Here is a 23,053-nt window from a genome sequence, read left to right on the forward strand (position 1 = left end):
ACCGCTCGGTTCGTAGCCGAGTACTCTATCCAGCTGAGCTACGGATGCATCGGGAAACTTGCTTTACTACGCGTCAGTGTCACAACTAACACATGCCACACTGAGTATGACGGCCTAATCGGTAGAGTGACTCGATTATGCCTCGCACTGCGGGCCGCTGCTTTCACAGCAGCTCTTCTCTCTTAATTCAGAAAGAAGATGGTGCATCCGGGAGGATTCGAACCTCCGACCGCTCGGTTCGTAGCCGAGTACTCTATCCAGCTGAGCTACGGATGCAAAATGGCGGTGAGGCGGGGATTCGAACCCCGGATGCAGCTTTTGACCGCATACTCCCTTAGCAGGGGAGCGCCTTCAGCCTCTCGGCCACCTCACCACACACGCCTCTTTCGAGTGCTTCGAAGAACTTGTTTCTGCTCTTCGTCGCTGCGATGGCGCACATATTACTTTCTGGTACTTATAAGTCAAACACTTTTTCGAGACCTTTTTTCGTTTGCACACTTCGCACGCAATTCGCGTGCAAAAACGGCAAAAAGGGCAATTTATCAACAGGAAATCAGCCCTGACGCTGGCATAACGCCAAACAACCAAAGCGGCAAAGGGTAATGAAAAGCGGTATGATGCAGGGGGAAGAAACAGAAAAAGGGAAAAAGCGGCGGTAAGTGATGCGCCTCACTGAACAGCGAGGCGCGGAAACCTTAGTAACTGGACTGCTGGGATTTTTCAGCCTGAATACGCTGGTAGATCTCTTCACGGTGTACAGATACTTCTTTAGGGGCGTTTACGCCAATACGAACCTGGTTACCCTTCACCCCTAAAACTGTCACAGTGACCTCATCTCCAATCATGAGGGTCTCACCAACTCGACGAGTCAGAATCAGCATTCTTTGCTCCTTGAAAGATTAAAAGAGTCGGGTCTCTCGTATCCCGGCATTATCCATCATATAACGCCAAAAAGTAAGCAATGACAAATACCTTACGGTATAAGCAGTCATGGCATCACATTCTGTTAAACCTAAGTTTAGCCGATATACACAATTTCAACCCGACTTTATCGTTATCGGTGTTTCTCGCGCAAGGTGCCATTTCCCTGAGGTTACGGCACCTAAACCCGCCATACTTCAAGTTGCATGTGTGTTGGTTTTCCTCGCTCACCCCAGTCACTTACTTGAGTAAGCTCCTGGGGATTCGCTGTGTCGCCGCCTTCCTGCAACTCGAATTATTTAGGGTATATGCGTTTATAGTTATTACAGTTTTGCGCTGACCCAGCCTTTCACACTGGCTAACGCTGCAGGGAGAGCAGACGCATCGGTACCACCGGCCTGCGCCATATCCGGACGACCGCCCCCTTTACCGCCCACCTGCTGAGCGACCATACCAACCAGCTCCCCAGCCTTGACGCGATCTGTCACATCCTTAGACACACCGGCAATCAGGGAAACTTTACCGTCTGCGACCGTAGCCAACACCACAACCGTCGAACCCAGCTGGTTCTTCAGATCGTCAACCATGGTGCGCAGCATCTTCGGCTCCACGCTGGCCAGCTCGCTGACCAGCAGCTTAACGCCGTTAATCTCTTCCGCTTTGCTGGAGAGGTTTGCGCTCTCCTGCGCCGCAGCCTGCTCTTTCAGCTGCTGCAGCTCTTTTTCCAGCTGACGGGTACGCTCCAGCGCGGCGCGAACTTTCTCGCCGAGATTGTGGCTGTCGCCCTTCAGCAGCTGTGCGATATCGCTGAGCTGATCGCTCTGCGCGTGCAGCATGGCCATCGCGCCCTCACCGGTCACCGCTTCGATACGGCGCACGCCAGCGGCGGTACCGGACTCAGACGTGATACGGAACAGGCCGATATCACCGGTACGCGCCGCGTGAGTCCCGCCGCACAGTTCGGTGGAGAAGTCGCCCATCCGCAGCACGCGGACGCGGTCATCGTATTTCTCGCCGAACAGCGCCATCGCGCCGGATGCGCGCGCGGCATCGATATCCATAATGTTGGTTTCGATAGCCAGGTTACGACGGATCTGCGCGTTGACCAGATCTTCCACTGCACGAATCTCTTCCGGCTTCATCGCTTCGAAATGCGAGAAGTCAAAGCGCAGCGCTTTATCGTTGACCAGCGAGCCTTTCTGCGCCACATGGGTGCCGAGCACCTGGCGCAGCGCCGCGTGCATCAGGTGCGTCGCGGAGTGGTTCAGGCGGATACGCTGACGGCGAGCCTCGTCCACATCGGCCTGCACCGCGTCGCCCACTTTCAGGGAGCCGCTGGCGACTTTACCGATATGACCAATGGCCTGGCCGTACTTCTGCGTGTCGCTGACCGCGAAGGAGAAGCCGGTGCCTTTCAGTTCGCCTTTATCGCCCACCTGGCCGCCGGACTCCGCATAGAACGGGGTCTGGTCGAGGATCACTACCGCTTCCTGACCCGCGCTGACGCTATCCACCGCTTTGCCATCGATGAACAGCGCAGTCACTTTGCCGTTCAGCTCCAGATGATCGTAACCTTTAAATTCAGAGGCGCCGTCAACGCGGATCATCGCGTTATAGTCAGCGCCGAAACCGCTGGACTCGCGCGCGCGACGGCGCTGCTCTTCCATGGCGGCCTCAAAGCCGGCTTCGTCAACCTTGATGTTGCGCTCGCGGCAGACGTCCGCGGTCAGGTCGACCGGGAAGCCGTAGGTGTCGTACAGACGGAAGGCGGTTTCGCCATCCAGGGTGTCGCCTTTCAGCTTCGACAGCTCTTCATCCAGCAGCGCCAGTCCGCGCTCCAGAGTACGGGCGAACTGCTCTTCTTCGGTTTTCAGCACCTGCTCAACCTGAGCCTGCTGCTGCTTCAGTTCTTCGCCGGCGGAGCCCATCACGGCGATCAGCGGGGCAACCAGTTTCCAGAAGAAGGTATCCTTCGCGCCCAGCATGTTGCCGTGACGGATCGCGCGGCGAATGATGCGGCGCAGCACATAGCCGCGGTTTTCATTCGACGGGATTACGCCGTCAGCGATCAGGAAGGCGCAGGAGCGAATGTGGTCGGCAATAACGCGCAGCGACTTGTTCGTCAGATCGGTGGCGCCGGTGACTTTCGCCACGCTGGCGATCAGATCGCGGAACAGGTCGATGTCATAGTTTGAGTTAACGTGCTGCAGCACCGCGGCAATACGCTCCAGGCCCATACCGGTGTCGACGGACGGCTTCGGCAGCGGCTCCATGGTACCGTCAGCCTGACGGTTGAACTGCATGAAGACGATGTTCCAGATCTCAATGTAGCGGTCGCCGTCTTCTTCCGGGCTTCCCGGAGGGCCGCCCCAGATGTGATCGCCATGGTCGAAGAAAATCTCGGTGCACGGACCGCACGGACCGGTGTCGCCCATCTGCCAGAAGTTGTCTGAAGCAAACGGCGCGCCTTTGTTGTCGCCGATGCGGATGATTCGCTCGCGCGGGACGCCTACTTCATTGGCCCAGATGTCGAATGCTTCGTCATCGGTCTCGTAAACGGTGACCCACAGCTTCTCTTTCGGCAGCGCGAACCAGTTCTCACCGGTCAGCAGCTCCCACGCGTATTTGATGGCATCCTGCTTGAAGTAGTCGCCGAAGCTAAAGTTGCCCAGCATTTCAAAGAAGGTGTGGTGACGCGCGGTGTAACCGACGTTTTCCAGATCGTTGTGTTTACCACCCGCACGCACGCAACGCTGCGCGGTGGTCGCACGCGAATAATTACGTTTGTCGAGACCAAGGAAGACATCCTTGAACTGGTTCATCCCTGCGTTGGTAAACAGCAGGGTCGGATCGTTGTGCGGCACCAGGGAGCTGCTGGCAACTACCTGATGTCCCTTGCTATGGAAAAAGTCGAGAAACGCCTGACGGATCTCAGCGGTGCTCTTGCTCATAATTATCCTGAAATCAAGCTACACGTCATCCTTCAAGTCGCCTCTGTCCTGGCTGCGCTTGCTCTTCCGGCACCGAACTGACGTGCGTTGCGGAAGATAGTCTCTCTTGCCGCCCTGATGCAGCTTGAATGATTTTGTGTAAAGGAATAATCGCCCAGGACGCTGCCTGCACTGTCACAACCAGCGGCCCGACGGAATAAAGTGGGAATAAGATAAGTTTTCTTTACGGCGAAGTAAAATCCCGGATGGGTCAATCTGCAAAATTTCGCCAGATTTCCTGGATATCTTCCATCAGGTAGCCACGGTACAGCAGGAATCTCTGGATTTTCACTTTCTCAGCAAAGGCGGAGGGTAACGGTTCACCGTATTTACGCTGCGCCTGCGCCCTGGCAAGGCTCACCCAGTCGATATCGCATTCGCGCATCGCCTGTTCCACGGCCTGGCGCGCAATGCCTTTCTGGCTGAGCTCCTGACGAATGCGCGCGGGGCCATAGCCTTTGCGGCTCCGGCTGGCGATGAACTGGCCGACAAAACGATTATCGTCGAGATAACGGTTTTCGATACACCAGGCAACCACCTGCTCCAGCTCTTCAGGGATGACGTCCAGCGCCTCGGGGCCGTTTTTGCTCATTACCGGAGCAGCCAGTTTGCGCCGCAGCTCCTGTTCGCTGTGGTCGCGCATCGCCAGAATGCGGATAGCGCGGTCCAGCAGGCGGGCGTAGCCGGAGCGGCGTGATGAAGGTTCAGTCACAGGCACCTCAATAATCTAAGAAAAGCAAAAGGGCCGCATAAGCAGCCCTTTATCACTCTGTTAGACGATATCAGAAATCTTGTTCCGTTTCTTCTGCATCGTTGCCGTCAACGGCGAAGTCCGGCGTAGAGTCCTGGTTGTTGAGCAGCAGTTCGCGCACTTTCTTCTCAATCTCTTTCGCCGCCGCCGGGTTCTCTTTCAGCCAGGTGATAGCGTTCGCTTTGCCCTGACCAATTTTGTCGCCGTTGTAGCTGTACCAGGCGCCCGCTTTCTCAATCAGCTTCTCTTTCACGCCGAGGTCAACCAGCTCGCCGAAGAAGTTGATGCCTTCGCCGTAGAGGATCTGGAATTCAGCCTGTTTGAACGGCGCCGCAATCTTGTTCTTCACCACTTTGACGCGGGTTTCGCTACCGACGACGTTGTCGCCCTCTTTCACCGCGCCGATGCGACGGATATCCAGACGCACGGAGGCGTAGAACTTCAGCGCATTACCGCCGGTGGTGGTTTCCGGGTTACCGAACATCACGCCGATTTTCATACGGATCTGGTTGATAAAGATCAGCAGCGTGTTGGACTGCTTCAGGTTACCCGCCAGTTTACGCATCGCCTGGCTCATCATACGCGCCGCGAGGCCCATGTGAGAGTCGCCGATTTCGCCTTCGATTTCCGCTTTCGGCGTCAGCGCCGCGACGGAGTCGACGACGATAACGTCAACCGCGCCGGAGCGCGCCAGCGCGTCACAGATTTCCAGCGCCTGCTCGCCGGTATCCGGCTGAGAACACAGCAGGTTGTCGATATCCACGCCCAGCTTGCGCGCATAGACCGGATCCAGCGCGTGTTCCGCATCGATGAACGCACAGGTTTTACCTTCGCGCTGCGCTGCGGCGATAACCTGCAGCGTCAGGGTGGTTTTACCGGAGGATTCCGGCCCGTAGATCTCGACGATACGGCCCATTGGCAGACCGCCGGCGCCCAGCGCGATATCCAGAGAAAGCGAGCCGGTGGAGATGGTTTCTACGTCCATAGAACGGTCTTCACCCAGGCGCATGATGGAGCCTTTACCGAATTGCTTTTCGATCTGGCCCAGTGCAGCCGCCAACGCTTTCTGTTTGTTTTCGTCGATCGCCATTGTTACTCCTAATCATGCAGGGTGAAGCGTGTTCGCTTCGCCGTTAATATTTGTTCAGTTGAGGCAATTATACTGTATAGTCATACAGTATCAAGTCTTTTGTAGAAATTGTTGCCAGAGCAGATTGAGCGCGTAGGCCGTCGCCTGACGACGTACCGCTTCGCGGTCTCCGGCAAAGCATTCCCGCCGCGTCACCCCTTGCCCGCTAACGCTGGCGACGCCAAACCACACCGTCCCGACCGGCTTTTCGTCGCTGCCGCCATCCGGCCCGGCGACGCCGCTAACCGAGATGGCATAGTCCGCGCGCGCGGCGCGCAACGCGCCGATCGCCATCTCCACCACCACCGGTTCGCTCACCGCGCCGTTGTCCCGCAGCGTCGCTTCGCTGACGCCGATCATTTGCGATTTGGCCTCGTTGCTGTAAGTCACAAAACCGCGTTCAAACCACGCTGAGCTGCCGGCAATATCGGTGATGGCTTTCGCTATCCAGCCACCGGTGCAGGATTCCGCCGTGGTCACCGTCTCGCCCTGCGCCTGCAGCGCCCGGCCGACCTTCTCGCTTAGCTGCATTAATTCTGAATCGGTCATTATCGCCCCGCTTTGCTCCGGATAAAGAGGCCATCAAAGATAGCACTTTCCACAGAGATATGGGGACGAGGTGTGGAATTTACGAGGGGACATCCAAAATGAATCATCCCGGCGGCGCCGGGATGAGAAATCGCACGCTTACTTCATGCTGGCGGCGATCAGCGCCACGTTATGACGCATCATTTTGACATAGCTATCCGCGACGCCCCCCGGGGCGGAGAGCGCCTCAGGATAGAGTTCTCCGCCGGGCTGCGCGCCGGTGGCGCTGGCAATCTGCTTCACCAGCCGCGGGTCAAGCTGGTTCTCCATAAACCAGGTATGGACGCCGTCCGCGTTGATTTGCTTAATCAGCGCCGCCACCTGCGCCGCGCTGGCCTCGCTCTCTGAAGAGAGCCCCTGCGGCGCGAGGAAGGTTACGTGATAAGCGCGGCCAAAATAGCCGAAAGCGTCATGGCTGGTCAGGACCTTGCGCTTGGCCAGCGGAATGGCGCTGAACTGCCCTTTCGCCCAGCCGTCGAGGGCCGTCAGCTGGTCGATATAGCGCTTGCCGCTGCTGGTCAACGCCGCTTTATCTTCCGGGTCGGCTTTCACCAGACCATCGAGGATATTCTGCGCATACAATGCGCCGTTCGCTGCGCTGTTCCAGGCGTGGGGATCGGTCACCGTTTTGCCGTCTTCATCGAGGGTATGGGTCTTGACGCCCTTCGACGCCACCACCAGCTCGCCCTTAAAACCAGAGGCCTTAATCAGGCGATCCAGCCAGCCTTCCAGTCCCAGGCCGTTAACCACCACCACGTCGGCCTTGCTGAGCAGCGCGCTATCCTTCGGCGACGGCTCGAAGGTGTGCGGATCGCCATCCGGGCCGACCAGGGTATCCACATGGACATGCTCCCCGCCAACCTGCTGCACCATATCACCCAGCACTGAAAAACTGCTTACCACATTCAGCGTTTTCGCCATCGCCCCCTGCGCCATCAGGCCGAAGGCCAGCGCGACCACTATTGCACTACGTTTCATCATTTCCTTACCCCATCAATTTGCGCCAGCCGACCAGCAGTCGGCTGCGCGTGCCAAAAAACAGCGAAATAAAAAACAGCGCGCTGGCGGTCAGCACGATGGCGGGCCCGGCGGGAAGACTGGCCGCCCAGGAGAGACTCAAACCCAGCCAGGCGCAGAGCGCGCCGGAGAGCGCCGCCAGCAGCAGGATGCCCGGCAGCGTTCGCGCCCAGCAGCGCGCGGCGACCGCCGGAAGCATCATCACCCCTACCGCCATCAGCGTGCCGAGCACCTGAAATCCCGCCACCAGGTTAAGCACCAGCAGCGCCAGAAAAAGCCCATGCAGCACCGCGGGCAGCCGGCGGTTATTCACCTGCAGCCAGGCACTGTCGAACGCCTCGCTGACCAGACCGCGGTAGCACAGCGCGATGCACAACAGCGTCAGGCTGGCGACGCCGCTGACAAACAGCGCCGCGTCACGATCCACCGCCAGAATGGAGCCAAACAGCAGATGCAGCAGGTCGACGCTGGAGCCGCGCAGCGACACCAGAGTGACGCCCAGCGCCAGCGATCCCAGATAAAATCCAGCAAAGCTGGCGTCCTCTTTTAACGGCGTCCGCCGGCTCACCCATCCCGCCACCAGCGCGACCGCGATGCCGGCGACAAAGCCGCCCACGGTCATGGCCAGCAGCGACATGCCGCTCAGCAGATAGCCCACCGCCACGCCGGGGAGAATGGCGTGCGACAGCGCGTCGCCCATCAAGCTCATGCGCCGCAGCAACAGGAAGACGCCCAGCATGGTGGTGCTTAGCGACAGCGCCAGGCAGACCACCAGCGCCCGGCGCATAAAGCCGAATTCAATAAAAGGTTGAAAGAAGGTGTGCCAGATCATGCTGACCTCGCCTGGCTGAAGGCCGGGAGAACCGCCCGGGTGGCACCCCAGCAGGCGCGCTGGCGGGTTAAAAGCAGCGTCTCCGGAAAAAAGTCGGCTACCCGCTGGTTATCATGCAGCACCGCCAGGATGGTTTGCCCCTGCCGGTGCATGTCGAGGATCAGCTCCATCAGTTCGCGACTGGTCACTTCATCGATACCCGTGAAGGGCTCGTCGAGCATCACCAGCGGCGCCCGCTGCACCATCACCCGGGCAAACAGCATGCGCTGAAACTGGCCGCCGGAGAGCGCTTCGATCGGGGTTTTCGCCAGGCTCGCCAGCCCGACCCGCTCCAGCACCGCGCCGATGCGTCGCCGGGTATCGCCGCTCAGACCGCGCAGCAGCGACACGCCGGGCCATGCGCCCTGACTCACCACATCCTGCACGTTGAGAGGAAACTGTGACTCGAGGGCATGGCGCTGCGCCAGCCAGCCAATCACCGGCCGCTTTCCCTGCCAGCGCAGGCGGCCGCTGACCGGCGGAAGAAACCCGGCGAGGGTTTTCAGCAGGGTCGATTTTCCGCAGCCATTGAGACCAACGATTGCCGTCAGGCTGCCGGGACATATCATCCCGCTCAGCGGAGGGGTGATCGCCGCCCCGCCATAGCCGGTTACCAGTTGTTCCAGTTCAATCATGGCAGCGTCACCGCCCACCAGGTCGCCAGCCATAGCGCCGCCAGCAGCATTCCAGCGATGGCCAGGCGCGCCGCGCCGGATGCCATAAAAACCGATGCGAACATATCCTTACCCCTTTTATTAAATGTTATAACATAACAATACAGAGGCGGGATTAGATTGTAAATCAGCGTCGGTGAGCGAAATGTAACAAAGGTCGACAGGAGGCATGCCGACAGGAAGAAACAGCAGGATAAGCGCGGCCTTTCCGGGAAATCCCCCGGTCGCGCTGCGCTTACGGGGCCACCAACCAGATAACAGACCGTTGCCCGGATAAGGCGCTACGCGCCGTTATCCGGGGAGGCTCGGATACTGTCAGCCGGATGACAGTATTAATAACCGCTGCGGGCCTGAGAAACCGCCAGGCCAAGCTGCCAGACGGCCATCGCGTAGTGGGTGCTGTGATTGTAGCGAGTGATGGTGTAGAAGTTCGGCAACCCGTACCAGTATTCATAGCCGGTACCGACGTCCAGGCGCAGCAGGCTCGCCTGCTGATGGTTGCCCAGCGGCTGGGTCGGAGTTAATCCCGCCGCCGCCAGCTGCGACACGCTGTATTTGGTTTTGAAACCATTCTCCAGCCCCGGCGCCTGGCCCAGCGCCTGCACCGCCACCAGATCGCCGCTCACCCAGCCGTGCTGTTTGAAGTAGTTGGCCACGCTGCCGATAGCATCCACCGGGTCCCACAGGTTGATGTGGCCGTCGCCGTTAAAGTCCACCGCGTATTGCTTATAGGACGACGGCATAAACTGGCCGTACCCCATCGCCCCGGCGAAAGAGCCTTTCAGATCCAGCGGGTCGTCGCTTTCGCTGCGCGCCATCAGCAGGAAGGTTTCCAGCTCGGAGGAGAAGTATTCGGCGCGGCGCGGATAGCTAAACGACAGGGTCGCCAGCGCGTCGAGGATGCGGGTTTTGCCCATCACCCGTCCCCAACGGGTCTCCACGCCGATAATACCGACAATGATTTCCGGCGGCACGCCGTAGACCTGATAAGCGCGGTTGAGCGCGTCCTGATACTGATTCCAGAACACCACGCCGTTCTGCACGTTATCCGGGGTAATAAACTGTTTCTTGTAGCGCAGCCAGGCGCCGGTTGGCCCGGTCGGCGGCAAGCCGGTCGGCGCCTGACGATCCATCAGCCGCAGAACGTAGTCCAGACGCTTCGCCTGCGACAGGATCTCCTGCAGCTGCTGCCTGTCGAAGCCGTGCTTCGCCACCATCTTATCGATGAACTGCGCCGCCGCCGGGTTGTTGGCGAAGTCGCCGCCCATCTGCATCACGTTATGCTGCGGTTCCAGCAAAAAGCCGCCGGTTCCACTCGCCATCTCCGTTTCCGCGGGAGTCTTGGGTTTGCTGCTGCAGGCAGCGAGGAGCACACAAAGGGGAAGTAAAGCCAGAGAGCGACGCTTCAACATGGGAATTCCGTTTAACAAATTCAGCAAGGGATAATTATGGTAAAGCATGCGACGACCAACAAGAAAGTGACAATCCGTTTGTAGACAAAATAGTCCTTCACCGACCCCTTCCCTGCATGCTGTCATGCCCCTCGTTATTTCATCCTCTCAGTGCCAATCTTTCAAAATAAAATATTTATCTTTCATTTTGCGATCCATTTAACACTTTAAAACCTTTCAAAATGATTAAAATCGGCCTGCAGTTAGCAAGAAAAATAACATGCTGAAGGAGAGAACAATGATTGACGTCGTGACCCACGGCGCGGAGTGGTTTATCGGCCTGTTTCAGAAAGGCGGCGAGGTGTTTACCGGCATGGTGACCGGGATCCTCCCCTTGCTGATCAGTCTGCTGGTGATCATGAACGCGCTGATCAACTTTATTGGCCAGCAGCGGATCGAAAAACTGGCGCAGCGCTGCGCCGGGAACCCGATCTCCCGCTACCTGCTGTTGCCCTGCATCGGTACCTTTGTGTTTTGTAACCCGATGACCCTGAGCCTGGGCCGCTTTATGCCAGAGAAGTACAAGCCCAGCTATTACGCGGCGGCGTCCTATAGCTGCCACTCAATGAACGGTCTGTTTCCGCATATCAACCCCGGCGAACTGTTCGTCTATCTCGGCATCGCCAACGGCCTCACCACCCTCGGCCTGCCGCTCGGTCCGCTGGCGGTGAGCTATCTGCTGGTCGGGCTGGTGACCAACTTCTTCCGCGGCTGGGTTACCGACCTGACCACCTCGATTTTCGAGCGAAAAATGGCGATTCAGCTGGCTCAGAAAGTGCATCTGTCAGGAGCGACATCATGACCCGGATTCGTATTGAGAAAGGCACCGGCGGCTGGGGCGGCCCCCTTGAACTCGACGTCGTCGAGGGCAAAAAGATCGTCTATATCGCCGCCGGCACCCGCCCGGCGATCGTTGACCGCATCGCCAGCCTGACCGGCTGGCAGGCGGTGGACGGTTTTAAAGAGGGCGAACCGGCGGAAAGCGACATCGGCGTGGCGATTATCGACTGCGGAGGCACCCTGCGCTGCGGGCTCTATCCCAAGCGCCGCATCCCGACGGTGAATATCCATGCCACCGGCAAATCGGGGCCGCTGGCCCAGTACATCACAGAAGATATCTACGTCTCCGGCGTCAAGGAGGAGAACATTCAGCGCATCGCGACCGGCGGCACGATAGCTCCCGAGCCACCGGCGGAGAACAACCGCGCGGGTCGCGACTACGACGCCAGCAAAAAGATCACTGAACAGAGCGATGGCCTACTGGCGAAGGTCGGGATGGGGATGGGCTCGGTGGTGGCGGTGCTGTTCCAGGCCGGACGCGACACCATCGATACGGTGCTGAAAACCATCCTGCCGTTTATGGCCTTCGTCTCGGCGCTGATCGGCATCATCATGGCCTCCGGCATCGGCGACTGGATCGCCCATGGCCTGGCGCCGCTCGCCAGCCATCCGCTGGGTCTGGTGACCCTGGCGCTGATCTGCTCCTTCCCGCTGCTGTCGCCGTTTCTCGGCCCCGGCGCGGTTATCGCCCAGGTGATTGGCGTACTGATCGGCGTGCAGATCGGCCTCGGCAATATTCCGCCGCACCTCGCCCTGCCGGCGCTGTTCGCCATTAACGCCCAGGCCGCCTGCGATTTTATCCCGGTTGGCCTGTCGCTGGCCGAAGCTCGCCAGGATACCGTGCGCGTCGGCGTGCCGTCGGTGCTGGTCAGCCGCTTTTTGACCGGCGCGCCAACGGTGCTGATCGCGTGGTTCGTTTCCGGATTTATTTACCAGTAAGAGGGGCCAGAACATGACCGTGATTTACCAGACCACCATTACGCACATCGGCGCCTGCGCGGCGATGGCGCTGGAAGAGCAAATGCTGATCACCTTCCGCGAGGGCGCCCCGGCGGATATCGAAGCGTATTGCTTTATTCACAACCACGGCGAGCTTGCCGGTTCGCTGCAGCCGGGTGCAGAGCTGCAGCTTGGCGAGCTGCGCTACCCGGTGACCGCCGTCGGCGACGTTGCCGAGCAAAATCTGCGCGAGCTGGGCCATATCACCCTGCGCTTTGACGGCCATCGCGACGCGGAGTTTCCGGGGACCGTCCACGTGGCGGGCCCGGTGCCGGACGCCATTGCGCCCGGCTGCGTACTGAAATTTGTTGCTTAACAGGAGAGAAAGATGAATCAGGTTGCTGTTGTCATTGGCGGTGGACAAACCTTAGGAGAGTTTCTGTGCCGCGGGCTGGCCGCCGAGGGCTACCGCGTGGCGGTGGTCGATATTCAGAGCGAAAAAGCCAGCCGCGTCGCCCAGGAGATTAACGCTGAATATGGCGAAGGCATGGCGTATGGCTTCGGCGCCGACGCCACCAGCGAGGCCAGCGTCACCGCGCTGGCCCATGGGGTGGATGAGATTTTCTCGCGCGTCGACTTGCTGGTGTACAGCGCCGGCATCGCCAAAGCGGCGTTTATTAGCGACTTTGCGCTGGGGGATTTCGACCGCTCGCTACAGGTCAATCTGGTGGGCTACTTCCTCTGCGCCCGCGAATTCTCCCGGCTGATGATCCGCGACGGCATTAAGGGACGCATCATTCAGATCAACTCGAAATCCGGCAAAGTCGGCAGCAAGCACAACTCCGGCTACAGCGCGGCGAAGTTCGGCGGCGTCGGACTGACCCAGTCGCTGGCGCTGGATCTGGCGGAATACGGCATAACCGTACACTCACTGATGCTCGGCAATCTGCTGAAGTCGCCGATGTTCCAGTCGCTGCTGCCGCAGTACGCCACCAAGCTCGGTATCGATGAGAGCGAGGTCGAGCAGTACTACATCGACAAGGTGCCCCTGAAGCGCGGTTGCGAATATCAGGATGTGCTGAACGTATTAATGTTTTACGCCAGCCCGCAGGCGTCGTACTGCACCGGTCAGTCGATCAACGTTACCGGCGGTCAGGTGATGTTTTAAAGGGATCCCGGATGGCGCCGCGCTTATCCGGGCTACAAAACTGTAGGTCGGGTAAGGCGTTAGCCGCTACCCGACGAAAAGGCACCGCGGATCGCTCGGGTTAGGCGCTCGCGCCACGACCCGGGTTGTTCCCGCCCCCCTTAAGGAGATACCTATGGTTAGCGCATTAATCACCGTCGCCGCCATCGCCTGGCTTACCCAAATGGCCTTTGGCGGCTGGCAGATCCGCCGTTTCAATCGCGCTTTCGACAGCCTGTGCCAGCAGGGTCGGGTGGGGGTCGGCCGCTCCGCCGGACGCTTTCAACCGCGCGCCATCGTCGCTATCGCCGTTGATGATGACAACCGCATTTGCGACACGCTGCTGATGAAAGGCTTCACCATTTTCGCCCGTCCGCAAAAAATCCCCGCGCTGGACGGCAAACATATCGCGGAATTGCAGCCTGATGTGATCTTTCCCCATGATCCGCGCTGTCAGAATGCACTATCATTAGCGCTTAATCCGAAACATGGATAATTTCGTTGTAAAAGTAAATATCTTGCGAAATTATCACTTCGAAACTTAAACGCAGGATAGACGCTATGAAACCACGTCAGCGCCAGGCAGCCATTCTCGAGTTCCTGCAGTCGCAGGGAAAATGCTCGGTCGAAGAGCTGGCGCAACATTTCGATACGACCGGCACCACCATCCGTAAGGATCTGGTCACGCTGGAAAACGCCGGCACCGTCATTCGCACCTACGGTGGCGTGGTACTCAACAAGGATGAAGCCGATCCGCCGATCGATCATAAGACGTTGATCAACACCCATAAGAAAGCGCGCATCGCCGAAGCGGCGGTGCGTTTTATTCATGATGGCGACTCCCTCATCCTCGATGCCGGCAGCACGGTGCTGCAGATGGTCCCGCTGCTCAGCCGCTTCAATAACATCACGGTGATGACCAACAGCCTGCATATCGTCAATGCCCTTGCCGAACTGGATAATGAACAGACTATCCTGATGCCCGGGGGCACCTTCCGCAAAAAATCTGCCTCCTTTCACGGCCAGCTGGCGGAAAACGCTTTCGAACAGTTCAGTTTCGACAAGCTGTTTATGGGCACCGACGGCATCGATCTGAACGCCGGCGTCACCACCTTCAATGAGGTGTATACCGTCAGCAAGGCGATGTGCAACGCCGCCCGCGAAGTGATCCTGATGGCCGACTCGTCAAAGTTTGGCCGTAAAAGCCCCAATATTGTCTGCGGCCTGGAGCGCGTGGATAAACTGATTACCGATGCCGATATTGACCCTGCATTCCAGCGGGCGCTGGAAGCCAAAGGCATAGAAGTCATCATTACTGGAGAACATCATGAGTAACTTTTTGTTAGAGGCCGGACGCCAGACCCTGATGCTGGAGCTACAGGAGGCGAGCCGCCTGCCGGAACGCCTGGGCGATGACTTCATCCGCGCGGCGGAGACCATCATCCACTGCGAGGGCAAACTGATTGTCTCCGGTATCGGGAAATCCGGTCATATCGGCAAAAAGCTGGCGGCGACCTTCGCCAGCACCGGCACTCCGGCCTTTTTCGTCCACCCGGCGGAAGCCCTGCACGGCGATCTCGGCATGCTCGACGGTCGCGATGTGATGCTGTTTATCTCCTACTCCGGCAGCGCGAAAGAGCTGGATCTGATCGTGCCGCGGCTGGAGGAAAAAGGGATACCCCTGCTGGCGATGACCGGCAAATCCACCTCGCCGCTGGCGCTGGCGGCGAAAGCAGTGCTGGATATCGCCGTGGAGCGCGAAGCCTGTCCGATGCATCTGGCACCGACCTCCAGCACCGTCAACACCCTGATGCTCGGCGACGCGCTGGCGATGGCGGTGATGCAAGCCCGCGGCTTCAGTGAAGAGGATTTCGCTCGCTCCCATCCGGCGGGGGCGCTCGGCGCGCGTCTGCTGAACAAAGTGCATCATCTGATGCGCCGCGACGACGAAGTGCCGCGCGTCGGTACAGACGCCAACGTCATGGACGCGATGCTCGAGCTGAGCCGCACCGGGCTCGGCCTGGTGGCGGTCTGCGATGAGGCCAACCGCGTGCAGGGCGTCTTCACCGACGGCGACCTGCGCCGCTGGCTGGTGGGCGGCGGCACCTTAAACGACGGCGTAACGCAGGCGATGACCCGCAACGGCGTGACGCTGCAGGCGGAGAGCCGCGCGGTGGAAGCCAAAGAGCGGCTGATGAAACATAAAATCAGTGCCGCGCCGGTAGTGGATGAAAACGGCCTGCTGGTCGGCGCCATCAACCTGCAGAACTTTTACCAGGCCGGGATCCTTTAAGCCCCAGACGTTTCGCCAGCCGGTGCAGGTTGGCGACGTCCAGTTCCAGCGCGCGGGCGGTCGCCGCCCAGTTGCCCTGATGTGCCGCCAGCGTGCGGGAAATCGCCTCGCGCTGGAAGTTATCCGTGGCTTCGCGCAGATTCACGTTGCCCATCGCCGGCGCCGCTGCCATCTCCTCGGTCGGCAACGTCGGCGCAGCCGCTGTAAACTGGAAATGCTGCGGCTCCAGTACTACGTCATCGCCAGCCTGGGTAGCCCGCGCCAGCACCACCGCCCGGTGAATGGCATGCTCCAGTTCGCGCACGTTGCCCGGCCACGACCACTGCTGCAGCCTGTTACGCGTTGCCTCACTTAAAATTACCCGCGCCAGCCCCATCCGCAGGCGGCACTGCTCGCAAAAATAGCCTGCCAGCAGCACCACGTCATTTTCCCGCTCGCGCAGCGCCGGAACCGACAGCGGGAAGACGCTCAGGCGGTGATAGAGATCGGCGCGAAAGCGCCCTTCCACCACCTCCTGGCGCAGATCGCGGTTGGTCGCCGCCAGCACCCGCACATCGACACGCAGGCTGCGGTCATCGCCGACACGCTGAATATCGCCATACTGCAGGACGCGCAGCAACTTCGCCTGCAGCGCCAGCGACAGTTCGCCGATTTCGTCGAGGAACAGCGTGCCGTTATCGGCCATCTCAAATTTGCCGCTGCGGTTGCTGATAGCCCCGGTAAACGCCCCTTTCACGTGACCGAACAGCTCGCTCTCCGCCACGCTCTCCGGCAGCGCCGCGCAGTTGAGGTACACCAGCGGGTTAGCCGCCCGCGGCGAACCCTGATGCACCGCCTTCGCCACCAGCTCTTTGCCGGTCCCCGTTTCGCCGCTGATCAGCACGTTTAAATCCGAGGCAGCGACAATCTCGATCTCTTTTTTCAGCTGCAGCATCGGCGCCGACAGGCCGATGAGCTCCTGGCGCTCCGGCTGCGGGTAATTCACCACCTGCGGCGGCAGGACGTTTTGCGCTTCAAGGCGGGCGATAAGCAGCGCGTTATTCAGCGCCCCGGCCACCAGGGCGGCGATCAGCCGCAGCTCTTCATCGCTGAAGCTGTCGAAGCGGTCGGCATCCATACCGTCAAGGGTCAGTGCACCGATCAGCGTTTGCCCGGCAAACAGCGGCAGCCCCACGCAGGCGTGAACCTTGAGGCTCTCCTGGCCGGGGATCAGGCCGTCATAGGGGTCCGGCAGGTCGCTGTCCGCCGGGAAGCGCACCACATCGCCGGCGCGGGCGATCGCCTCCAGCCGCGGATGCCCATCCAGCGCAAAGCGCCGGCCAAGCACATCCTGCGCCAGGCCATCGATCGCCAGCGGCACAAACTGATGGGCCTCATAGCGCAGCAGCGCCGAGGCGTCGCAGCCCAGGATCTGCCGCAGGGTGGCGATCAGGCGCGAAAAGCGGTCGACGTGACCGATATCGCTTTGTAAATCAATGGCGATTCTCGCCAGCGCCTCGACGGAAAAACTCATCATCGCTCCATTGTCATTTTGACAACCATCATAGTCATATCGACTATTTTAATCATTGTCATTTTGACAGCAACCAAAACCATAAAAAATTAAAAACTTATAATTATCAATTAATTAAAAAACTGGCACGCAACTTGTAATACACCAGGCAACTGAGTTTAAACACACTGTATTGATTGAGGTTGCTATGTCTATTGTGGTGAAAAATAACATTCTTTGGGTTGGCCAACGTGACTGGGAAGTGCGTGATTTCCACGGCACCGAATATAAAACGCTGCGCGGCAGCAGCTATAACAGCTATCTCATCCGCGAAGAGAAAAACGTGCTGATCGATACCGTCGATCACAAATTCAGCCGCGAGTTCGTGCAGAACCTGCGCCGCGAAATCGACCTCGCCGACCTCGACTACATCGTTATTAACCACGCCGAAGAGGACCACGCCGGCGCGTTGACTGAGCTGATGATGCAGATCCCGGATACGCCGATCTACTGCACCGCCAACGCCATCGACTCCATCAACGGTCATCACCACCATCCGGAGTGGAACTTCCACGTGGTGAAAACGGGCGACACTCTCGATATCGGCAACGGTAAGCAGCTGATCTTCGTCGAAACGCCAATGCTGCACTGGCCGGACAGCATGATGACCTACCTGACCGGCGACGCGGTGCTGTTCAGCAATGACGCCTTCGGGCAGCACTACTGCGACGAACATCTGTTCAACGATGAAGTGGACCAGAGTGAACTGTACGAACAGTGCCAGCGCTACTACGCCAACATCCTGATGCCCTTCAGCCGCCTGGTGACGCCGAAAATTAACGAAATCCTCGGCTTCAATCTGCCGGTAGCGATGATTGCCACCTCCCACGGCGTGGTCTGGCGCGATAACCCGACGCAAATCGTCGAGAAATACCTCGAATGGGCGGCGGATTATCAGGAAGATCGCATCACGATTTTCTACGACACCATGTCCAACAACACCCGCATGATGGCGGACGCCATTGCCCAGGGGATCACTGAGGTCGACCCACGGGTGGCGGTGAAAATCTTTAACGTCGCCCGCAGCGACAAAAACGATATCCTCACCAATGTTTTCCGCTCGAAGGGCGTGCTGGTGGGCACCTCCACCATGAACAACGTGATGATGCCGAAAATCGCCGGGCTGGTGGAAGAGATGACCGGACTGCGTTTTCGCAACAAACGCGCCAGCGCCTTTGGCTCCCACGGCTGGAGCGGCGGCGCGGTAGACCGCCTGTCCACCCGCCTGCAGGATGCCGGCTTTGAGATGTCCCTGAGCCTGAAAGCCAAATGGCGCCCGGATATCGACGCGCTCGAACTGTGCCGCCAACACGGTCGCGACATCGCCCGCCAGTGGGCCCTCTCCCCGCTGCCGGTCGCTGAAGCGTCAGTCACGCCGGAACAACAGGACTGCGCCTGTGCCGCCGCCACGGCCGCCGATCTCGGTCCCATGATGCAGTGCAGCGTCTGCCAGTGGGTGTATGACCCGGCGAAAGGCGAACCTAACCAGGATGTCCAGCCGGGTACGCCCTGGAGTGAAGTGCCGGACAATTTCCTTTGTCCTGAGTGTTCTCTTGGCAAAGATGTCTTTGACGTCCTGGCGATGGAGGCAAAATGAGTGATGGTATCGTCATCATCGGCTCGGGCTTCGCGGCCCGCCAGCTGGTGAAAAATATTCGTAAGCAGGATGCCGAAATCCCGCTGACCCTCATCGCCGCAGATAGCATGGATGAGTACAACAAGCCCGATCTCAGCCACGTCATCAGCCGCGGACAGCACGCCGACGATCTCACCCTGCAAAGCGCCTGCGAGTTCGCCGAGCAGTACAATCTGCGCCTGTTTCCCCATACCTGGGTGAACGATGTCGACGCTGAAAACCATCGGGTGAAAAGCCTGGATAAGCAGTGGCGCTACGACAAACTGGTGCTGGCCACCGGCGCCACGCCGTTTATCCCCCCGGTGCCGGGCCGCGAGCTGATGCTGACGCTGAACAGCCAGCGCGAATATGGCGCCGCGCAGAGCCAGCTCCGCGACGCCAGGCGGGTGCTGATCGTCGGCGGCGGCCTGATTGGCTGCGAGCTGGCAATGGATTTCTGTCGCGCCGGTAAAGCGGTAACGGTGGTTGATAACGCCGCCAGCGTACTGGCGGCGCTGATGCCGCCGGAGGTCAGCAGCCGTCTGCAGCATCGCCTCACCGGGATGGGCGTCCATCTGATGTTAAAAACGCAGCTGGAAGGGCTTGAGCATACCGCCGACGGCATCCGCGTTAGCCTCGATCGCCAGCGCGTGATAACCGTCGATGCAGTGGTGGCCGCCGCCGGCCTGCGCCCGGAAACCTCGCTGGCGCGCCACGCCGGATTGCAGATTAACCGCGGCGTGGTGGTCAATAGCCAGCTGCAAACCAGCGACCCGGCGATTTACGCCCTCGGCGACTGTGCGGAAATCAATGGCAGGGTACTGCCGTTCCTGCAGCCGATTTTACTCAGCGCCATGTGCCTGAGTAAAAACCTGCTGGCGCAGACGGGAGAACTGAAACTGCCGCCGATGCTGGTGAAGGTGAAGACCCCGGATCTGCCGCTGCATCTGGCCGGCGATACCCGTCGCGAGGATCTGACGTGGAACATCGTGGCCGCCAAAGAGGGGCTGGCGGCGAAAGGGCTGGATGGTGAGAAGCAGCTGCGCGCCTTTGTGGTCAGCGAAGACAAGATGAAAGACGCCTTTGCCCTGCTCAAACAGCTGGTGAGTTGATGACCTTCCAGGCAGCCCTGTTGCGCCATTAGTTTGCCGGGTGGCAGCTGCACCTTACCCGGCCTACAGCCCCAAATCACCGCTGGCGCTGGGGTCGCTGAAACTGCCGGTGCTGACGGCCTCAAAATCGCTGAGACGTTCCCGGAAGGCCGGGGCAGCCCGCATGGATGCGGGCTGAGGGCCGTGTTTTGCACGGACGCTGCCTCGGCCCGACCCGAAGCCTGCAGGGATAAGTCGAAGGGACCGCGCAGCGGCGATTTTGCTGGCCGGAGCCCGGGGGTACAGGGGGCGACGGCGACTGGCCGCCCCCTGTGCGCTCCCTGCGCCATGAAAGACATAACGCAGAAGATTAACCGGGAGCGCAATGTACGCTGAAGTTACAGGCGACAGACGCTGTTGCCGGAGTGACAAAGTGGCATTCCGATAACCGTATCTGCAATACACGCAGCGCCGCCGGGCAAGCATTGATTACCTCCCACGCAGCCTGTTGCGCGGTAATTTCGCCGGCTGGCGCTACGCTTACCCGGCCTGCGGACGCCGCCCGTAAGTGCATAAGGGCAGAATAATTAACCGGGAGCGCAGGTTCGGTTAACACTTAATACGTTGTTTCTGTCTGAGCCAACTCCTGCAGCACCTGCAGAATGTTGGCCGCGGCGGCGGTCCCCATTTTCACGTAAGAGGCATCGCTAACGCCGCCCACATGCGGAGAGAGAATGACATTATCGATCGCCTGCCAGATATGCGGCGTGGTTAATGGTTCACTATTAAAACTGTCAAGCGCCGCCCAGCGCAAGGTCCCCGCTTTTAATGCCGCGGCCAGCGCCGCATCGTCAATCAACCCGCCGCGCGCGGTATTCACCAGGATGGCGCCCGGCTTACACTGCGCCAGCGTGGCGGCATTGATCATTCCCCTGTTTTGTTGCGTCAAAGGGCAATGAAGCGACAGCACATCGGCCTGCATGAGCAGCTCGCTAAGTTCAGCAACACGTTCACATTCCGGCGGAACCGCTTTCGCATAGGGATCGTAAGCCAGAACCTTCATGCCAAAGGCACAGGCAATCTTCGCCACCCGGCTGCCAATGGCGCCGAGGCCGATGAGTCCCAGCGTTCTGCCCTCAAGCTCAAGCGATTTATGCGTTGATTTATCCCAGTGCCCTTCGCGCAGGCGGCGATCAAGCGGAATGACCGACTTAGCACAGGCCAGAATTAACGCCCAGGTGTGTTCGGAAACCGCGGCGGCATTCGCCCCGGTCGCCGCGCGAACCAGAATGCCGCGCGCGGCAGCCGCCTCAACGTCAATGACATCGATGCCGCTGCCATGTTTGGCAATCACCTTCAATGCCGGGGCGGCATCCATAACGGCGGCAGTGATGTGGCCATAGCGCACCAGGATGGCGACGGGATTGTGCTGCTGGCACAGCGCGATCAGCTGGGCCTCTGTAGGCTGGCGGCCGGCAAAGACAAGTTCGTAATCTTCCAGCATCCCCAGCGCCGCGTCAGCCAAATCGCTGCCGGTAATCAGTATGACATTTTTAGCGCTCATGGCAGTGTCTCCCCTTCGCTCAGCATCCCCGCCTGACGCAGAGCGCTCTCCAGCCAGTGCGGACGAAGGTCGCCGTCGCGGATAGCAACCAGACGTTTTGATTCCATTTCCAGTTTACCTTTCGCCAGCTCGATGATAGTGCGGACTTCATCGCGCGGGATAACAACCACGCCGTCAATATCCCCTACCACTAAGTCACCTGCCTGCACCGCGGCGCCACCGACCGAAATGGCATGATTGACCCGGCCAGGAATGAACTTGGTGGGGCCGCACGGATTCAGGCCGGCTGCGAAAACCGGAAAGCGTTGTTTACTTAAGGTTTCCGCATCACGAACAGCGCCATCGATGACGATCCCGGCGATACCGCTGGCCTGCGCCTGCGTTGCCATGATCTCTCCCAGCAGCGCGCAGGAGAGATCGCCCTTCCCGTCGATGACCAGCACGTCGCCAGGTTTGGCGACGGCCATTGCGGCGTGAATAGCCAGATTATCCCCTGGGCGTACCTCTACGGTAATCGCCGGCCCGGCAACCGTCATATGCGGCGCCAGCGGCTTGATGCGGCCATGTAATGTGCCACGGCGTCCGGCTACGTCAGCCAGGATGGCAGCCTGAAATTCGGCAGCCTGACGGACCTCTTCCGCGTCAACACGCGCAATATCAAGATTGATGAGTTTCTGTTGTGAAGCAGGCATGGTGACTCTCCATTTGTTTTACTAGATACAACTAATGTGTACTATATAAAACACTATACGAGCATTGCGTCGCTTTTCGCCAGTGTTGCGAAGTTGTTTGTGATGTAAACACGAAGTTACTCACAAAATTCAGGTACAATTTTGGTCGGCAAAAAGGAGAACATGATGGGGAATGAAGGCGTAATTGCCGTTGAAAAGGCGCTGGCTTTACTTGACTGCTTCCGTCCCGGTAATGACAGTCTGACGTTAACCGAGCTGGCCCAGCTTTCGGGATATCACAAAACAACCGTTTATCGCCTGATGAATTCGCTTGAGCGAATGAACTACATCATCCGGCACGACGATGGCACCTATACGCTCGGCCACCGTTTGCTCTATCTCGGCAAGCTCTATGAGCAATCATTTGAACTTGCCAGAGTCGTACAGCCGGAATTGCAGGCGCTGTCGCAGGCCTCCAGCGAAAGCGCGAGCTGGTATGTGATTGAAGGTGGGCAACGCCTGTGCCTGTTCCGCGCCGAAGCCTCCCAGGGATTACGCCACAGCAACCTGCCCGGCAGCCAGTTCCCGCTGGATGGTTCCGCTATCAGCAAGGTTTTACGCCACTGGGGATTGGGTGAATCGTTGCCGGAAGACGAGTCGACGCTGCCGTTCTATACCTCCGGCGCGCGCGACCCGCACACTGCGGCCTTCGCAATGCCTGTTTTTGGCGTCCACGATAAACTGATCGCGGCGCTGGCCCTGACCGGGCCGGCATCGCGTCTGACGGAAGATCGTAAAACGAGCGGCATCAGCCAGCTCATGCAGGAGACGGCCAACCGCCTGTCGCTCAAGCTAGGGGCCAGCAAGCCTTTCTGCGAAACGTTTTACGGTGTGAAAGAGTAGCTTTGCT

Annotated in this window: 22 protein-coding genes and 2 tRNA genes; 10 read left to right on the top strand and 14 right to left on the bottom strand. The window is 59.3% G+C overall.

The window, feature by feature from the left end; genetic code table 11:
• Positions 1 to 199 precede the first annotated feature (199 nt).
• From ABLU50_RS08360 to mltB, 11 genes are all read right to left on the bottom strand, one after another.
• A tRNA-Arg gene (locus ABLU50_RS08360) sits at positions 200 to 276 on the bottom strand.
• Positions 277 to 280: 4 nt separating this feature from the next.
• Positions 281 to 373: transfer RNA gene (locus ABLU50_RS08365), tRNA-Ser, on the bottom strand.
• A gap of 322 nt (positions 374 to 695) precedes the next feature.
• Positions 696 to 881, bottom strand: a complete 186-nt coding sequence (gene csrA, locus ABLU50_RS08370) for a carbon storage regulator CsrA (RefSeq protein WP_000906486.1) — start codon at positions 879 to 881, stop codon at positions 696 to 698.
• A gap of 363 nt (positions 882 to 1,244) precedes the next feature.
• Entirely contained in the window at positions 1,245 to 3,872 is a 2,628-nt protein-coding gene (gene alaS / locus ABLU50_RS08375; protein ID WP_087832745.1) for an alanine--tRNA ligase, read from the bottom strand.
• A gap of 250 nt (positions 3,873 to 4,122) precedes the next feature.
• Positions 4,123 to 4,623: a recombination regulator RecX gene (gene recX, locus ABLU50_RS08380; RefSeq protein ID WP_057213187.1), complete on the bottom strand. Its 501-nt coding sequence runs from the start codon at positions 4,621 to 4,623 to the stop codon at positions 4,123 to 4,125.
• Between the two features lie 70 nt (positions 4,624 to 4,693).
• Complete coding sequence (recA, locus tag ABLU50_RS08385; protein ID WP_004205686.1) at positions 4,694 to 5,752, bottom strand: recombinase RecA; 1,059 nt, start codon at positions 5,750 to 5,752, stop codon at positions 4,694 to 4,696.
• A gap of 90 nt (positions 5,753 to 5,842) precedes the next feature.
• Positions 5,843 to 6,340 carry a nicotinamide-nucleotide amidase gene (gene pncC, locus ABLU50_RS08390; protein ID WP_087832744.1) on the bottom strand — a complete coding sequence of 166 codons (498 nt, stop codon included), beginning with the start codon at positions 6,338 to 6,340 and terminating at the stop codon, positions 5,843 to 5,845.
• 138 nt (positions 6,341 to 6,478) lie between these two features.
• Positions 6,479 to 7,357 carry a metal ABC transporter substrate-binding protein gene (locus ABLU50_RS08395; protein WP_004205683.1) on the bottom strand — a complete coding sequence of 293 codons (879 nt, stop codon included), beginning with the start codon at positions 7,355 to 7,357 and terminating at the stop codon, positions 6,479 to 6,481.
• A gap of 7 nt (positions 7,358 to 7,364) precedes the next feature.
• A complete protein-coding gene (locus ABLU50_RS08400) occupies positions 7,365 to 8,228 on the bottom strand; it encodes a metal ABC transporter permease (RefSeq protein ID WP_004205682.1) in 864 nt (287 codons plus the stop codon).
• Positions 8,225 to 8,935 carry an ATP-binding cassette domain-containing protein gene (locus ABLU50_RS08405; protein ID WP_176391537.1) on the bottom strand — a complete coding sequence of 237 codons (711 nt, stop codon included), beginning with the start codon at positions 8,933 to 8,935 and terminating at the stop codon, positions 8,225 to 8,227. The genes ABLU50_RS08400 and ABLU50_RS08405 overlap by 4 nt, the downstream gene beginning before the upstream one ends.
• A 338-nt stretch (positions 8,936 to 9,273) precedes the next feature.
• Positions 9,274 to 10,353, bottom strand: coding sequence for a lytic murein transglycosylase B (gene mltB / locus ABLU50_RS08410; protein WP_023318978.1), 1,080 nt, complete (start codon positions 10,351 to 10,353; stop codon positions 9,274 to 9,276).
• 277 nt (positions 10,354 to 10,630) lie between these two features.
• Here mltB and ABLU50_RS08415 point away from each other — a divergent pair, with 277 nt between their 5' ends.
• The 7 genes from ABLU50_RS08415 (at position 10,631) to gutQ (ending at position 15,650) form a co-directional block, all read left to right on the top strand.
• On the top strand, positions 10,631 to 11,194 hold the full coding sequence (locus ABLU50_RS08415; RefSeq protein ID WP_004205677.1) for a PTS glucitol/sorbitol transporter subunit IIC: 564 nt from the start codon (positions 10,631 to 10,633) through the stop codon (positions 11,192 to 11,194).
• Entirely contained in the window at positions 11,191 to 12,171 is a 981-nt protein-coding gene (locus ABLU50_RS08420; protein ID WP_087832741.1) for a PTS glucitol/sorbitol transporter subunit IIB, read from the top strand. The genes ABLU50_RS08415 and ABLU50_RS08420 overlap by 4 nt, the downstream gene beginning before the upstream one ends.
• 13 nt (positions 12,172 to 12,184) lie before the next feature.
• The gene (gene srlB, locus ABLU50_RS08425; RefSeq protein WP_004205674.1) at positions 12,185 to 12,547 is read left to right on the top strand and encodes a PTS glucitol/sorbitol transporter subunit IIA; all 363 of its coding nucleotides are present in this window, start codon (positions 12,185 to 12,187) and stop codon (positions 12,545 to 12,547) included.
• A gap of 12 nt (positions 12,548 to 12,559) precedes the next feature.
• Positions 12,560 to 13,339 carry a sorbitol-6-phosphate dehydrogenase gene (gene srlD / locus ABLU50_RS08430; RefSeq protein WP_002914815.1) on the top strand — a complete coding sequence of 260 codons (780 nt, stop codon included), beginning with the start codon at positions 12,560 to 12,562 and terminating at the stop codon, positions 13,337 to 13,339.
• Positions 13,340 to 13,493: 154 nt separating this feature from the next.
• On the top strand, positions 13,494 to 13,853 hold the full coding sequence (gene gutM / locus ABLU50_RS08435; protein ID WP_049004300.1) for a transcriptional regulator GutM: 360 nt from the start codon (positions 13,494 to 13,496) through the stop codon (positions 13,851 to 13,853).
• 65 nt (positions 13,854 to 13,918) lie between these two features.
• Positions 13,919 to 14,692, top strand: a complete 774-nt coding sequence (locus ABLU50_RS08440; RefSeq protein ID WP_004205671.1) for a DNA-binding transcriptional repressor — start codon at positions 13,919 to 13,921, stop codon at positions 14,690 to 14,692.
• Positions 14,685 to 15,650 (top strand): arabinose-5-phosphate isomerase GutQ, encoded by a 966-nt coding sequence (gutQ, locus tag ABLU50_RS08445; protein WP_004205670.1) that lies wholly within the window; start codon positions 14,685 to 14,687, stop codon positions 15,648 to 15,650. The genes ABLU50_RS08440 and gutQ overlap by 8 nt, the downstream gene beginning before the upstream one ends.
• Here the strand turns inward: gutQ and norR are convergent.
• Positions 15,613 to 17,163, bottom strand: coding sequence for a nitric oxide reductase transcriptional regulator NorR (gene norR, locus ABLU50_RS08450; protein WP_043521289.1), 1,551 nt, complete (start codon positions 17,161 to 17,163; stop codon positions 15,613 to 15,615). The two genes, gutQ and norR, sit on opposite strands and share 38 nt — an antisense overlap.
• Before the next feature lie 187 nt (positions 17,164 to 17,350).
• Between norR and norV the strand changes: the two genes are divergently transcribed.
• Complete coding sequence (gene norV / locus ABLU50_RS08455; protein WP_087832740.1) at positions 17,351 to 18,799, top strand: anaerobic nitric oxide reductase flavorubredoxin; 1,449 nt, start codon at positions 17,351 to 17,353, stop codon at positions 18,797 to 18,799.
• Entirely contained in the window at positions 18,796 to 19,929 is a 1,134-nt protein-coding gene (gene norW / locus ABLU50_RS08460; protein WP_323083815.1) for an NADH:flavorubredoxin reductase NorW, read from the top strand. The genes norV and norW overlap by 4 nt, the downstream gene beginning before the upstream one ends.
• Positions 19,930 to 20,524: 595 nt before the next feature.
• Here norW and ABLU50_RS08465 read toward each other — a convergent pair.
• The gene (locus tag ABLU50_RS08465; RefSeq protein ID WP_004205666.1) at positions 20,525 to 21,472 is read right to left on the bottom strand and encodes a hydroxyacid dehydrogenase; all 948 of its coding nucleotides are present in this window, start codon (positions 21,470 to 21,472) and stop codon (positions 20,525 to 20,527) included.
• Positions 21,469 to 22,164 carry a hypothetical protein gene (locus tag ABLU50_RS08470; RefSeq protein WP_004205665.1) on the bottom strand — a complete coding sequence of 232 codons (696 nt, stop codon included), beginning with the start codon at positions 22,162 to 22,164 and terminating at the stop codon, positions 21,469 to 21,471. The genes ABLU50_RS08465 and ABLU50_RS08470 overlap by 4 nt, the downstream gene beginning before the upstream one ends.
• A 165-nt stretch (positions 22,165 to 22,329) precedes the next feature.
• Between ABLU50_RS08470 and ABLU50_RS08475 the strand changes: the two genes are divergently transcribed.
• Positions 22,330 to 23,046: an IclR family transcriptional regulator gene (locus ABLU50_RS08475; RefSeq protein ID WP_048325482.1), complete on the top strand. Its 717-nt coding sequence runs from the start codon at positions 22,330 to 22,332 to the stop codon at positions 23,044 to 23,046.
• Positions 23,047 to 23,053: the final 7 nt, after the last annotated feature.

The organism is Klebsiella sp. GG_Kp173, assembly GCF_040062415.1.
Lineage (GTDB): Bacteria > Pseudomonadota > Gammaproteobacteria > Enterobacterales > Enterobacteriaceae > Klebsiella > Klebsiella quasipneumoniae.